Below are 13,453 nucleotides of genomic sequence, written 5' to 3' on the forward strand. Positions count from 1 at the left end.
CAGCCGGTCGAGGATGGCGCACGTACGCTGATCGCGACGCTCGCCGTGGCCGAAGCGGCCGCCAGCGGCAAGCAGATCGACCTGCGCGAGCGCTATTCAGCGTTACCTCGCTCCCAATCAGAGCAGCAGAAGAGGGCATCATGAATCCGAAGCCGATTCACGTCCTCAACGGGCCCAATCTCAATCTGCTGGGCGAGCGCGAGCCGCACATCTACGGCTACGAGACACTGGCCGACATAGAGGAGCGCTGCCGCGGAACCGGTGCGGCTCTGCGCCACGGGCTGATGTTCCGGCAATCCAATCATGAGGGGCAGATCGTCGACTGGATCCACCAGGCCCGGCAAGAGGCGGACGCGATCGTCATCAACGCCGGCGCCCTGACCCATACTTCGGTCGCGATCCATGATGCGCTGAAGACCTTCGCCGGACCGATCATCGAACTGCACATCGCAAACGTACATCGGCGCGAGGCCTTCCGGCACCATTCCTACATCGCGTTCGCGGCAACCGCCGTGATCTGCGGACTGGGTTCCGATGGCTACGACCTCGCGATCGAAGCCGCGGCGCGCCTGAAAGCGAAGTCAGTCGCCGCCGAAGCGCGCCCCTAGGGCCGACGCTCGCGCCGACGGCGATGCCGTCAGCGAACCAGACACGATTGAACGTCCGAGGAGCGGCGGCAGCGAAGACCAAGACTACCGGACCCGCAAGAAGGTCCGGCAAAGAGGGGAGAAACGTCTTGAACTACAAGTTCGATTTCGGTCCCGTCATCGACGGGCTTCCAGACCTGTTGTGGGGCTGCCTCGGCACGCTCGGACTGGCGCTCGCGGGCATGGTGCTCGCGCTCGTCATCGGCATCGGCGGCGTGGTGCTGCGCGACTCGCCCTATCGCGGGCTGCGCTGGCTGGTGATCAGCTTCGTCGAGCTGATCCGCAACACGCCCTTCCTGGTCCAGATCTATTTCATCTTCTTCGCGCTGCCGCTCGCCGGCATCAGGCTCGATCCAACGCCGACCGCGATCATCGCGCTCGGCGTCAATGGCGGCGCCTATGCGATCGAGATCATCCGCGGCGGCGTGCAGTCGATCAGCAAGGGCCAGATCGAGGCCGGGCTGGCGCTCGGCTTGCACAAGGGCCAGGTCTTCCGCCTCGTCGTGCTGAAGCCGGCGCTGCGCGCGATCTTTCCGTCGCTGACCAGCCAGTTCATCCTGCTGACGCTGACGACAAGCATCGCCTCGGCGATCTCGGCCTACGAGCTGACCTCGGTCGCGCAGAACATCGAGAACAACAGCTTCCGCAGCTTCGAGGTCTACGGCGTCGTCACGTTGCTCTACCTCGTCATGTCCTGGCTGATGATGCGGATGTTCGCGCAGATCACGGCCCGCCATTTCAGCTACCCGGTGAAGTGAGGCGCGCCATGAACGAGAGCGAATTCCTCTTCCTGCTGGTCGGATTGAAGTGGACGATCTTCCTGTCCGCGATCGGCTTCGTCTGCGGCGCCGCCAGCGGCCTCGGCATCGCGCTGGCCCGCACCTCCGGCATCCGCCCGCTCGAGCGAGGCACGGCCGGTTACATCGCGCTGTTCCAGGGCACGCCGCTGCTGATGCAGCTCTTCGTGGTCTATTACGGCCTTGCCCTGGTCGGCCTCAAGCTCGACGCCTGGCTCTCCGTCGCCATCGGCTTCACGCTGCACGCCAGCGCCTTCCTCGGGGAGATCTGGCGCGGCTCGATCGAGGCCGTGCCGAAGGGGCAGACCGAGGCGGCCAAGGCGCTCAGCCTCGGCTATGTCTCGCGCATGCGGGACGTGGTCCTGCCGCAGGCGATCAAAATCTCGCTGCCGGCGACGATCGGCTTCCTCGTCCAGCTGATCAAGGGCACCTCGCTCGCCGCCATCGTCGGCTTCACCGAGCTCGCCCGGGCCGGGACGATCATCTCCAACCAGATATTCAAGCCCCTGCTCGTCTTCGGCGTGGTGGGCGCCCTCTACTTCCTCATCTGCTGGCCGCTTTCGCTCTACGGGGCGCGGCTGGAGCGCAGGCTTGCCGCGGCCTCGCACTGATATCGGCGGCATCACCAAGACCAACAACGCAAGGAGGGAACGATGACCCATACCACCAGGACCGGCCTCAACCGCCGCCAGCTCATCGCCACCGGCGCCGCGACGCTGGCCATGCCGATGCTCATCACCAGACCGGCGCTCGCGGTGACGCCGGCCGAGATCAAGAGCCGCGGCAAGGTCATCATCGGCATTCAGGGTGACAATCCGCCCTGGGGCTTCGTCAACTCCGCCGGCAAGCAGGAGGGCCTCGACGCCGACATTTCGGAGCTCTTTTCCAAGGAGCTCGGCGTTCCCGCCGAGTTCGTGCAGCTCGCCGTCGCCAACCGCATTCCGGCGCTGACATCCGGCCGCGTCGACGTGCTCTTCGCCACCATGGCGATGCTGCCCGAGCGCGCCAAGGCGGTGCAGTTCAGCAAGCCCTACGCCGCCAACATCATCACCTTCATCGCGCCGAAAGACGTGTCGGTGAAGACACATGCCGACATGGGCAAGTACACGATCGGCGTCGCCCGCGGCAGCGTGCAGGATGCCGACGTCACCAAGAGCGCGCCCGCCGGCACCACGATCCGGCGCTTCGACGGCGATGCGCCGACGATCCAGGCGCTGCTCTCCGGCCAGGTCCAGGCGGTCGGCGGCAACATCTTCTACATCCCGCGCATCGAGGAGGCGAAGCCGGGTGTCTTCGAGAACAAGCTCGAGTTCACCAAGCTCTACAACGGCGCCTGCACGCGCCTCGGCGAGAAGGAGATCAACGCCTTCATCAATGGCTTCATCGACAAGATCAAAGCCAATGGCGAGCTGGCGAAGGTCTATCCGAAGTGGATGAAGAACCCGCTGCCGCCTTTCCCGGACAGCGTGCCGGACATCCCGTTCGTCGCGAGCTGAGCAGGCTCGCCATCGACCTGGCCCGACTTCGTCCCGTTCAGTCGCTCGCGGCTGAACGGGCCCTGCGAGCGACTGTTTGAAAGGCTTCGCCATGACCGACCAGAACTCCGCGTCGATGATCACGATGCAGGGCGTGAACAAGTGGTTCGGCGACTTCCAGGTGCTGACGGACATCAACCAGACAGTCCGTACCGGCGAAAAGATAGTGTTGTGCGGCCCGTCTGGCTCCGGCAAGTCGACGCTGATCCGCTGCATCAACCATCTCGAGCCCTATCAGAAGGGCGAGATCGTCGTCGACGGCACCCGGCTGATCGAGAATGCCGGCGTCATCGACGCCATCCGCCGCGAGGTCGGCATGGTGTTCCAGCAGTTCAACCTCTTCCCGCATCTGACCGTGCTGGAGAACTGCGTGCTGGCGCCGATGCGCTCGCGCGGAGCGTCCCGCGTTGAGGCCGAAGCGACGGCGCGCCGCCTGCTCGATCGGGTCAAGATCCTCAACCAGGCCGAGAAGTTCCCGGCCCAGCTCTCGGGCGGACAGCAGCAGCGCGTCGCGATCGCCCGGGCGCTGTGCATGGAGCCGAAGGTGATGCTGTTCGACGAGCCGACCTCGGCGCTCGACCCGGAAATGGTCAAGGAGGTTCTGGATACGATGGTGGCGCTGGCAGAGGACGGCATGACGATGATCTGCGTCACCCATGAAATGGGCTTCGCGCGTCAGGTCGCCGATCGCGTGATCTTCATGGCGAGTGGCGCGATCGTCGAGGAAGGGGCGCCGCAGGAGTTCTTCAGCAATCCCCGTCACGAGCGCACGCGCAAATTCCTCGGGGAGATCCTGCCGCGACACTGAGATCGGCGTCGCGGACACCGACGTGTCATGCGCTCGCGAGCTGGCGATGAAGCTCCGTCACGGCTTCGTCGAGCGCATCCGTGATCACGGCCTGAGCGCGCGGGTTATATCGGACTGCGGGAAGCGCGACATTGAGCGAGCCGAGCGCTTCACCGTCCTCGCCGAGCACAGCCTTCGCCAGCCCGATGATCCCCGGAGTGAACTCTTCAAGGGAATAGGCGATGCCCTCCCGCCGGATCTTGTCGAGCTGCCGGCACAGCTCGGTCGCGGAGGACAGCGTATTGGCCGTGATCGGCTCGAAACTCACGCCTGCCAGATACTCGTCCCGCCAGTCCTGCGGCATATGGGCCAGAATGATCTTGCCGCCGGAGGTCGCATAGAGCGGCGCCAGATCCCCGAGCCGCATATGGGAGACCAGCCGCTGCGAAGAGCTGACGGTCGCAACCACCTCGGCTTCGTTGCCCCTGAGCATGTTCAACGCTGAGGATTCTCCCGTCTGCGCGGTGATCCGCTCCAGCACCGGCTGCGCCAGGCCGACGAGGTCCTGCCGGCGCGAAGTCAGGCGCGCCATGCTGGTGAAGCGCTCGCCCAGGCGATAGCTCTTGCCGGCGGCCAAATAGGCGACATAGCCGCGCCCAGTCGCCGTCTTGAGGAGCTGGGTCAGGCTGCTCTTGGGGATGCCGAGCGCTTCCGTGATCGCGGTGTGCGACAGGCCGCCATTGAAGCGAGCCAGCAATTCGAACAGATCGAGAAGCCGGTCAGCCGACTTGACGGCGCTACGCGCATCCTCGTTCAGTCCTTCGTGTTTCACTGCGCGCCTCAGTTCATCAGTGTGAACAAACTAGCCAGTCCATCGCCTGCAGGGAAGCGGAGATCAGCGTCGCTGCGCGGCGTTACGTTCGAGCAGAAGCCTTGTGGCTTCGCCGGCGCGCAAGGCTCGCTCCGCCGGCGAGAGGGCGGCAAGGGCGGCGGATGGAGCCTCGATGCCCACCGGCGTGTCGGGCGCGAACGCGTCGAGGAACGCGTCCAGCCACAGCTCGCCCTGCCCCGGATAGAGCCGCTCGCCGCGGGCCTCGGCACGGAGGCTGGAGGTGGAAGGCGGCACCGCCGGGGCATCGCAGAGATGGACATAGGAGAACAGGCCGGGGTCGTAGCGGGCGATGTCGGCCGGGCTGCCGCCCGAGCGGCTCAGATGCAGCGCATCGACCAGAAGCCCGGCATCCCTGGGCGCCGCCTGCCGCAGCAGCTCATGCGCACTGCCGAGATCGGCGATCGTCGCATAGGGGATGAATTCCAGCATCGGACGCAGCCCGCGCGCATTCGCGAGCGTGCACAGGCGCCCGAAATTGTCGCGAAGCCGGGCCGGCTCGGCATCGAAGCCGACGGTCAGCACATAGCGCGCCCCAAGTTCGACTCCGACGTCCAGGGCTGCCTGCAATTCATTGACCTGTGTCTGCGGCGACAGCCAGATCGCCTCGATGTCGAGAATGCGCAGGCCGGTTGCGGCGAGCCGCTCCTTGATGCGGCGCTGCAGCGGAATGTCTCCGACCACCGGGACGATCGCATCGCCCGGAAGCGGCGGCACGATGCGCAGGCCGATCGCGTCGAAGCCGCCGGCCGCGCCGGCATCGATCAGCGTCAGCGGATCGGCATCGAGCACAGTTAGATGCGCGAGCGAGATCGATCTCATCATCGAGGTCCCCGTTGACTCCGTTTGGACGTCATATAAAACTAGTTTCTGTAAATAAACAAATATGGAGGATGGAGATGACCGCAGCGAGCGATGAGGCCGACCGGCGCGCCATCCGTGAGCTTCTCGAGAACTGGGTGGTCTGGCGCGATGCCGGCGACTGGGAGCGGTTCCGAACGGTCTGGCATCCGGAAGGGCGGATGATGGCGACCTGGTTCCAGGGCACCGGCGACGAGTTCATCCGCGTCAGCCGCGAAGGTTTCGAACGCGGTGTCCGCATCCTGCATTTTCTCGGTGGCATCGCGGTCGACGTCGAAGGGGCGCGGGCGATCTCCCAGACGAAGATGACGATCAGCCAGCGCGCCGAGGTCGACGGCGTCGTCTGCGACGTCGTCTGCACCGGCCGCTTCTACGACTTCCTCGAGAAGCGCGACGGGCGCTGGGGCATCGTGCTGCGCCAGCCGATCTACGAGAAGGACCGGATCGATCCGGTCGATCCTGCCGCCGCCCTCGCGCTCGACCGCGACCTGCTGATGCGCTTTCCGGAAGGCTATCGCCACCTCGCCTATCTGCAGACCCGCATCGGCTACAAGGTAAAGCCGGACATGCCGGGGCTGACCGGCCGCGAGGTCGAGGCCCTCTATGCCCGCGGCGCCGGCTGGCTGAAGGGTGCGCCAGCCGACCAGCCGGCAGTGCTGGCGGGCTGATGCGAGCGCCGCCATGCAGCCCTTCGTCTACGAGCCGCTGCCCGCCCGCGTGATCTTCGGAAGCGGCACGCTCTCGCGGCTGGGCGACGAGCTCGAGCGGCTCGGCCTACGGCGCGTGCTCGTCTTGGCGACGCCGGCTCAGCAAGGCGAAGCCGAGCGGCTGGCGGCGTCGCTCGGCGAGCGCACTGCCGGCGTCTTCGCCGGAGCGGTGATGCACACACCGGTCGAGGTGACCGAGCGCGCCATGGCCGAGGTCGCGGCGCTCGGCGTCGACGGCGTGGTCTCGCTGGGAGGCGGCTCGACCATCGGGCTCGGCAAGGCCATCGCGCTGCGCAGCGACCTGCCGCAGATCGTCGTACCGGCGACCTATGCCGGCTCAGAGATGACGCCGATCCTCGGCGAGACGCGCGATGGGCTGAAGACGACGCAGCGCAGCTCGAAGATCCTGCCGGAGACGGTGATCTACGACGTCGATCTGACGCTGACGCTACCGCCCCAGCTCTCGGCAACCTCAGGCATCAATGCGATCGCCCATGCGGTCGAGGCGCTCTACGCTCCGGACGGCAACCCCATCGTCTCGCTGATGGCGGAAGAGGGGATCGCGGCTCTGGCGCGCGCTTTGCCGGCGATCGTGCGCGAGCCGTCGCAGCAGCAAGCCCGCTCCGACGCGCTGCACGGCGCCTGGCTCTGCGGCGCCTTCGACCTGCCGCATGCCGAGACCCATACGGTCATCCTGCCGCACGCCATCGCCTACAATGCGGCGAGTGCGCCGGAGGCCATGAAGCGCATCGCACGTGCGCTCGGCGTCGATGAAGCGGCGACGGGCGTCCACGATCTCGCGCGACGGCTCGGCACGCCCCGCGCCCTGCGCGATCTCGGCATGCCCGAGAGCGGCATCGAGCAGGCGGCCGAGATCGCAACCCGCAACCCGTACCCGAACCCTCGCCCCATAGAGCATGACGCCATTCGCGGCCTGATCGCACGCGCCTGGGCCGGGGAAGCGCCGCAAGGCTGATGGACGACGATGATGCCAGGGAGGACAGCGTGAGGAATTTCGACGAGCGCTCGATCACGGCCGCGGTCTGCGAGCGGGTCGCGCAGGCTAGCGATCCGCACGCCCGCCAGATCAGCGACGCGCTGGTGCGCCACCTGCATGACTTCGTGCGCGAGATCGAGCCGACGCAGGAAGAGTGGTCGCAGGCGATCGCCTTCCTGACCCGAACCGGCCACATGTGCGACGCCAACCGGCAGGAGTTCATCCTGCTGTCGGACGCGCTCGGCGTCTCGATGCTGGTCGACGCCCTCAACCATCGCTTGCCGGGCGGCGCCACCGAAACCACGGTGCTCGGCCCGTTCTATGTGCAGGATCCGCCCGAACTGCCGCTCGGCGCCAATATCTCGCCGGGGCTGGAGGGTGTGCCTCTGCTTGTCACCGGCGCGGCCGCCGGTTCGCCCTTGGCCGGTGCGACGGTCGATGTCTGGCACTCCGACGGCGACGGCTACTACGACGTCCAGCAGCTCGATGACGATCACGGCCTCGCCATGCGCGCCCGGCTCAGGACCGCCCAAAACGGAGCCTTCCACTTCTGGATGATCATGCCGGCGGCCTATCCGATCCCCAATGACGGGCCGGTCGGCGAGATGCTGGCGGCGCAGGGGCGCCATCCCTACCGGCCGGCCCATGTCCATTTCATGATCGCGGCGCCGGCGCACGAGCAGCTCGTCACCCACGTCTTCGTCGAGGGTGACGCCTATCTCGATTCCGACGTGGTCTTCGGAGTCAAGGATTCGTTGATCCGTCCCTTCGCCGAGATGTCGGCGGGCATCGCTCCCGACGGCGCGCAGATCGACCAGCCCTATCGCCACCTTCACTACGACTTCGTGCTGGCGCCGCAGCGGCACACAGCCTGACCTGTTTCCGGTGCCGGCACCGCGCTGTGCAGCCTCGCAGGAGAGACATTCGATGCCGCTCAGGGGCAAGGCCTTCATGATCGTCTGGCACGACATCAGGGCGGAAGGGGAGCGCGACTACCATCTCTGGCACACGCGCGAACACATGCCGGAACGTCTCGGCGTATCGGGGTTCCTGCGCGGTCGCCGCGGCGTCGACTGGGCCCGCGACCGGCATCGCTACCTCACCCTCTACGAGGGCGAGAGCCTCGCCACCTTCGGCGCGCCGGAATACCTCGCCCGCCTGAACAGCCCGACGCCCTGGACGCTCAGGACGCAGCCGACCTTCTACAATTTCATCCGCTGCGCCTGCGACATCGCCGTCTCGGTCGGGCGCGGCGTCGGCGGCGCGATGGCGACCTTCCGCGTGCCGTTCGAGGGCGCCGATGCCGACGCCTTCCGCACGCTGGCTCCGGCGCTCGCCGACGAGCTTCTGGTGTTGGAGGGCGTCAACGCGGTCCATCTCGGCACAGCCCGTCCGGACGTCACCGGCGCCAGGACCCGGGAGACCGAGCTGCGCGGCATGACCAGGGACGATGTCTTCGACGCCGTCGTCCTGGTCGACGCCGTCGGCCGCCGCGAGCTCGAGGCGCTGATGCCGGAGATCACTGCTCGATTGCAGGCGAAACGACTGAGCGTCGATCCGGAGGAAACGGCCGTCTACGACATGGCCTTTTGCCTCGAGCCGACGGGTTGATCGCGCCATGACGCAGGACAGCATCGCCATGAGCAGACACCCCGTCGTCGATGGCGCAACCCGCATCCTTGGTATCGTCGGCGATCCGATCGCTCAGGTGCGTGCGCCCGAGGTCTGGACCGGCCTGTTCCACCTGCACGGCCTCAACCTGCTGTGCCTGCCCTATCATGTCGCGCCGACGGATCTGCCAGCCTTCTTCGCCGGGATGCGCCGCATCCGGAACCTCGCCGGCATGATCGTCACGATCCCGCACAAGCCGGCGAGCGTCGACTTGGTCGACGCCCTGACGGAGCGGGCGCGCATCGTCCGTTCCGTCAATTTCATCGGCATTCGTACCGATGGCAGCTGGCTCGGCGACATCGTCGACGGCATCGGCTTCGTCGAGAACCTCAAGATGAGCGACGCCGATCCGGCGGGCCGGCGGACATTGCTCGTCGGGACGGGCGGCGTCGGCACCGCGATCGCCTTCGCGCTGGCGGAAGCCGGGGTTTCCGATCTCGTCCTCCATGATCGCGACACCGCGCGCAGCGCAAGCCTGGCCGAGCGGCTCACCGCGCTCGGCTGGCCGGTACGGGCCGGCGCGCCCGATCCCGACGGCTTCGAGCTCGTGGTCAACGCCTCTCCCGCCGGCATGAAGGACGGTGATCCGCTTCCGGTCGACGCCGCGCGCATCGCGCCCGGCAGCATCGTCGCCGACGTCATTGTGCACGAGACCGAGCTGCTCCGCCGAGCTGCCGCGATCGGCTGCCGGACGATCGACGGCACCGGGATGATGGATCACCAGCTCGCGACGATGGCTGCGCATCTCGGTCTGGGCGCCCACGATTTCAGCGCCGCGACGGCCCGGCGCGTCGCTGCCGCGGTTCGCGGCTAGCGCAGGACGGGGGAACGCCGATGGGCATCAGACTGGGCGGAACGACCTTTTCCTTCATGTGGAGCGAGCCGGCGCTGGCGACGATGCGGAGGATCGGCGAGCTCGGCTTGAAGGAGTTCGACGTCATCATGGCACCCGGCCATTTGTGGCCGGACGAGCTGGACGGTGCGGCTCGCCGCGAGCTGCGACAGGGCCTCGCGCAGGACGGGCTGCGGGTCGAGACGACGAACCTGCCCGCACTCGACTTCAACCTCGGCAGCTGCCTGCCGGAGGTGCGCGGCTACGCGATCGGCCGCTATGCCGACGCATTGCGGCTCTCAGCCGATCTCGGCGGCCGCGGCGTGGTCACCGTTCCAGGCCGCGTCTCCGGCCTGCTGGCGCCTGATCGCGACGATACGCTGTCCTGGCTCGGCGACAGCATCGCGGCCCTGCTGAGGGTCGCCGACGAGACCGGGCAGGACCTGCTGCTGGAAACCCATCCCCAGACCGCGATTGCTTCGGCCGAGGCGATGGTCGCTTTCGTCGAAGCCTTCAGCCACCCCCGGCTGCTCGTCGCCTATGACGTCGCCAATGCCGAGTTCATCGGCGAGAACCAGGCCGAAGCGATCAGGCTGCTGCGGCCAATGCTGGCGCAGGTCCACCTCTCCGACGCGACGCGAACCTCCTGGAAGCACGATCGCGCCGGCCTCGGCACGGTCCGCTTCGACCGCGTTAGGGCGGCGCTGGAGGAGGTCGATTTCGGCGGCGTCGCGATCATCGAGGTGATCTCGGCAAACACCCTGCCGGACACGAAAGCAACGATCGAGGCCTGGGGACCTTGAACCACAAGAAGCGCGACAGCCAAAAACAACCCGGCACACGTGACCTAGTCAGCTAGGCTGATCGGCGGATGACGAAAGCCGTCTTTACCCGCAGCTATTCAGGAAATCTCTCCATGACCATGCCCTGCATCATCACCGTCGCGATCACCGGTTCCTTGCCGAGCAAGCGCGACAACCCAGCTGTGCCGATCACCATCGCCGAGCAGGTCGAAACGACGCAGGAGGCTTTCGAGGCCGGTGCCAGCCTGGCGCATTGCCATGTCCGCAGCGACGAGGGCGCGCCAACTTCCGATCCCGAGCGTTTCGCTCGCCTGCTCGAAGGCCTGCGCAAGCACTGCCCCGGCATGATCGTGCAGTTCTCGACCGGCGGCCGCTCCGGCGCCGGGCGCGAGCGCGGCGGCATGATTCCACTCAAGCCCGACATGGCCTCGCTCTCGACGGGATCCTGCAACTTCCCCACCCGGGTCTACGAGAACAGCCCCGAGCTGGTCGACTGGCTCGCCGCCGAGATGAAGGCGCATGGCGTCAAGCCGGAGATCGAGGCCTTCGACCTGTCGATGATCTTCAAGGCGGTCGAGATGGGAGCCGCCGGCGCGATCCTGGGACCGCTGCACGTCCAGTTCGTGATGGGCGTGAAGAACGCCATGCCGGTCGATCGCGCCGTCTTCGAGTTCTACATCGCGACGCTGAAGCGCCTCGCCCCTGAGGCGACCTGGACCGGCGCCGGGATCGGCCGCGACCAGATCACGCTCAACCGCTGGTCGCTGGAGCTCGGTGGCCATTGCCGCACCGGCCTCGAGGACAATGTCCGGCTCGACCGCGACACCCTCGCTCCATCGAACGCCGCGCTGGTCGAGCGGATCGTCGCGCTCTGCCCCGAATATGGCCGCAGACCGGCGACCACAGCGGAGGCGAGGCAATTGCTGGGCATCTCGGTGCAGTCGGCCGTCTGATTCGGGCTCGGCCAAAGTCGCTTCAGCAATGTCCGCTATCCGACGACGGTGCAAACTCCGCTTTTGGCGCTAGGCCTCCTCTCGTCGAAGCATGCCGCCGATAGGCGTTTACGCAGATCGGCTGCGCCCGATTTTCGTGAGCACATCGACAAAATGCCGACGCACACCGAGCGGAACTGGGCCTTGCTTGCAGGCGCCAAAGATAGGATCGGGATAGTGCCGCGCGGTTGTGGGCCGTGCTGGGGCTTCTGATCCGTCGCCTCGAAGAGATTCCGCTCCGTAAGCCGCCCTCTTTGCGACAGTCACCCACGGGGACAGGCTATGAGGGACTCAACCACAGCGCCATTGCAGTCGTGCCTCATCGGATGATGATGAGCGGCCCGATCCTATTCGTCGTCACGCGCAGAGCCTGCTCCAGATGGATCAGGACCGCATTTGTGTCGGCGATCGCCAATGTGCCGCTGACGCGCCGCCGCGCCAGTTCGCCGTTGGCAATCACGATCCGGCCGGAAAAATGGCGGTTCATCTCTTCGACCACGTGGGAGAGCGGCGCATTGTCCACGACGAGTTGCCCGCGTCGCCAGGCGAGCGCCGTGAGGCCATCGCTCGGCCCAATCTGCCTGGTTTCCGTGCTGCGCTGATAGACCGCCCGTTCTCCCTGCGTCACGCGCAACGGCGCCTGATCTGCACCCTCTAACGCGATCAGCACGGCATTATGTGTTACGGTAACGTCGGTCTCCGTATCGCCGAGACGCACATCGAAAGCAGTGCCTAGAGCAGTGACGCGCGTGCTGCCCGCCTCGACCGTGAATGGGCGCGTCGCATCGCGGGCGACCTCGAAATAGGCCTGTCCTCGCAGCAACCGCACCGTTCTGTGCCCGGCCGTGTAGTCATAGGCGACCGCCGATGAAGCGTTGAGCTGCACGGTCGAGCCGTCCGTCAGCGTGAAGACCGGCATCTCGCCGGTGCCCGACATCGTATCCGCTCGAAGACGCATGGGTCCGTCGAGCGCGATGAACAGCGTGCCTGCCACAGCAAGGGTCAGGAGTGTGCCGAGAACCGGCTTGGCCGCGCTGCGGGGCTTGACCTCGAAATCCGCCAGGGCCGGATCGGAGGCGATGGCGGTACGCGCCTCGCCCATGAGTTGCTCGGCCGCCTCATAGGCGCGCCGGTTCTCCGGGGCCTCGTCAAGCCACGCCCGGAATGCTGCCTTTTCCGCCGCCGGCTGCCCGGTTTCCCGGTTGCGCAGGAGCCAGCCCGCCGCATCCTCGTGGCGCTTTCGCTGCGCGCGGATCGCTCGCCTGCCCGGCATCGGAGTCCTCAGGATCATCAAGCCTCACCCGATAGACGAATGGGCCTGTCGCTTTGGGACTCCTAGTCGATCTGCAAGAGGCGATCGAGGCAATACGCCAGTGCGCGGCGCAGATGCCGGTCGACCATGTTGCGGGAGATCCCGAGCTTCCGCGCGATCTCATCCGGCGTGAGGCCATGGAGCCTGTGCAGGATGAAGACGGCGCGGCGGCGCACCGGCAATTCGCCGATCGCATCGCGCAGGATCGCGATGCGCGCCTCGATCGCCAGAGCCCTGTCCGGGGCGGTGCCCTCCGCGGCGATCGACTGTGCCTCGTATTCGCTGCCAGAGAACAGACGCGCCTCGAAGCGCTCGCGCCGGAATCGGTCTATACCGAGATTGATGGCTGCTCGGCAGAGAAACGCCCCAATCGAGCGCTTCTCCCGCAGGACATGCGGACGTGCGGCAAGCTTCACATAGAGATCATGGACGATATCGAGCGCAGCGGCGCGCGAATGGCCGCGCCGGCCAACGGCCGCGACGATCTCGTCGTAATGGGCCTCGATCGCGCGGTTCAGCAACTCGTTGCCATCAACGTCGTTCAAGCCGGAAATAGCGCCAGTCAGCGTCGGCATAGCTTCGATTTCGTTCCGGACCGCCTATGGCGGGCTGGCCGACGTGCC

16 protein-coding genes are annotated in these 13,453 nt (G+C 66.6%); 12 read left to right on the top strand and 4 right to left on the bottom strand.

From position 1 onward, the window contains the following. The first annotated feature begins 140 nt into the window (after nucleotides 1-140). The 5 genes from aroQ to ACQKLX_RS12655 all read left to right on the top strand — a co-directional run bounded on the left by aroQ (nucleotide 141) and on the right by ACQKLX_RS12655 (nucleotide 3,787). The gene (aroQ, locus tag ACQKLX_RS12635; RefSeq protein ID WP_427361921.1) at nucleotides 141-608 is read left to right on the top strand and encodes a type II 3-dehydroquinate dehydratase; all 468 of its coding nucleotides are present in this window, start codon (nucleotides 141-143) and stop codon (nucleotides 606-608) included. Nucleotides 609-736: 128 nt separating this feature from the next. Further along, entirely contained in the window at nucleotides 737-1,405 is a 669-nt protein-coding gene (locus ACQKLX_RS12640) for an amino acid ABC transporter permease (protein ID WP_427361922.1), read from the top strand. An 8-nt stretch (nucleotides 1,406-1,413) separates the two neighbouring features. After that, a complete protein-coding gene (locus ACQKLX_RS12645) occupies nucleotides 1,414-2,055 on the top strand; it encodes an amino acid ABC transporter permease (RefSeq protein WP_427361923.1) in 642 nt (213 codons plus the stop codon). A gap of 42 nt (nucleotides 2,056-2,097) precedes the next feature. Further along, nucleotides 2,098-2,940, top strand: coding sequence for a transporter substrate-binding domain-containing protein (locus ACQKLX_RS12650; RefSeq protein WP_427361924.1), 843 nt, complete (start codon nucleotides 2,098-2,100; stop codon nucleotides 2,938-2,940). 115 nt (nucleotides 2,941-3,055) lie between these two features. Beyond that, nucleotides 3,056-3,787: an amino acid ABC transporter ATP-binding protein gene (locus ACQKLX_RS12655; RefSeq protein WP_427362134.1), complete on the top strand. Its 732-nt coding sequence runs from the start codon at nucleotides 3,056-3,058 to the stop codon at nucleotides 3,785-3,787. A 25-nt stretch (nucleotides 3,788-3,812) separates the two neighbouring features. Here ACQKLX_RS12655 and ACQKLX_RS12660 read toward each other — a convergent pair whose 3' ends face one another. Beyond that, nucleotides 3,813-4,598, bottom strand: a complete 786-nt coding sequence (locus ACQKLX_RS12660) for an IclR family transcriptional regulator (RefSeq protein WP_427361925.1) — start codon at nucleotides 4,596-4,598, stop codon at nucleotides 3,813-3,815. 63 nt (nucleotides 4,599-4,661) lie between these two features. Continuing rightward, nucleotides 4,662-5,480 (bottom strand): sugar phosphate isomerase/epimerase family protein, encoded by an 819-nt coding sequence (locus tag ACQKLX_RS12665; protein WP_427361926.1) that lies wholly within the window; start codon nucleotides 5,478-5,480, stop codon nucleotides 4,662-4,664. A gap of 68 nt (nucleotides 5,481-5,548) precedes the next feature. Here ACQKLX_RS12665 and ACQKLX_RS12670 point away from each other — a divergent pair, with 68 nt between their 5' ends. The 7 genes from ACQKLX_RS12670 to ACQKLX_RS12700 all read left to right on the top strand — a co-directional run bounded on the left by ACQKLX_RS12670 (nucleotide 5,549) and on the right by ACQKLX_RS12700 (nucleotide 11,479). Then, on the top strand, nucleotides 5,549-6,184 hold the full coding sequence (locus ACQKLX_RS12670) for a nuclear transport factor 2 family protein (protein WP_427361927.1): 636 nt from the start codon (nucleotides 5,549-5,551) through the stop codon (nucleotides 6,182-6,184). Between the two features lie 13 nt (nucleotides 6,185-6,197). Then, complete coding sequence (locus ACQKLX_RS12675; protein WP_427361928.1) at nucleotides 6,198-7,199, top strand: maleylacetate reductase; 1,002 nt, start codon at nucleotides 6,198-6,200, stop codon at nucleotides 7,197-7,199. Nucleotides 7,200-7,228: 29 nt separating this feature from the next. Beyond that, nucleotides 7,229-8,095, top strand: a complete 867-nt coding sequence (locus tag ACQKLX_RS12680) for an intradiol ring-cleavage dioxygenase (protein ID WP_427361929.1) — start codon at nucleotides 7,229-7,231, stop codon at nucleotides 8,093-8,095. Nucleotides 8,096-8,147: 52 nt separating this feature from the next. Further along, nucleotides 8,148-8,831, top strand: a complete 684-nt coding sequence (locus ACQKLX_RS12685; RefSeq protein ID WP_427361930.1) for a hypothetical protein — start codon at nucleotides 8,148-8,150, stop codon at nucleotides 8,829-8,831. A 28-nt stretch (nucleotides 8,832-8,859) separates the two neighbouring features. Next, nucleotides 8,860-9,705, top strand: a complete 846-nt coding sequence (locus ACQKLX_RS12690; protein ID WP_427361931.1) for a shikimate dehydrogenase family protein — start codon at nucleotides 8,860-8,862, stop codon at nucleotides 9,703-9,705. Nucleotides 9,706-9,725: 20 nt separating this feature from the next. Beyond that, nucleotides 9,726-10,526: a sugar phosphate isomerase/epimerase family protein gene (locus ACQKLX_RS12695; RefSeq protein ID WP_427361932.1), complete on the top strand. Its 801-nt coding sequence runs from the start codon at nucleotides 9,726-9,728 to the stop codon at nucleotides 10,524-10,526. Nucleotides 10,527-10,639: 113 nt separating this feature from the next. After that, nucleotides 10,640-11,479 (top strand): 3-oxoadipate:acetyl-CoA acetyltransferase, encoded by an 840-nt coding sequence (locus tag ACQKLX_RS12700; RefSeq protein WP_427361933.1) that lies wholly within the window; start codon nucleotides 10,640-10,642, stop codon nucleotides 11,477-11,479. Nucleotides 11,480-11,837: 358 nt separating this feature from the next. On the opposite strand, the gene ACQKLX_RS12705 is transcribed toward ACQKLX_RS12700, so the two are convergent. Both ACQKLX_RS12705 and ACQKLX_RS12710 read right to left on the bottom strand, forming a co-directional pair. Continuing rightward, nucleotides 11,838-12,809 (bottom strand): FecR family protein, encoded by a 972-nt coding sequence (locus ACQKLX_RS12705; protein ID WP_427361934.1) that lies wholly within the window; start codon nucleotides 12,807-12,809, stop codon nucleotides 11,838-11,840. A 44-nt stretch (nucleotides 12,810-12,853) separates the two neighbouring features. Further along, entirely contained in the window at nucleotides 12,854-13,405 is a 552-nt protein-coding gene (locus ACQKLX_RS12710) for an RNA polymerase sigma factor (RefSeq protein ID WP_427361935.1), read from the bottom strand. Nucleotides 13,406-13,453: the final 48 nt, after the last annotated feature.

The organism is Allobosea sp. NPDC003192 (genome assembly GCF_050275675.1).
Lineage (GTDB): Bacteria > Pseudomonadota > Alphaproteobacteria > Rhizobiales > Beijerinckiaceae > Allobosea.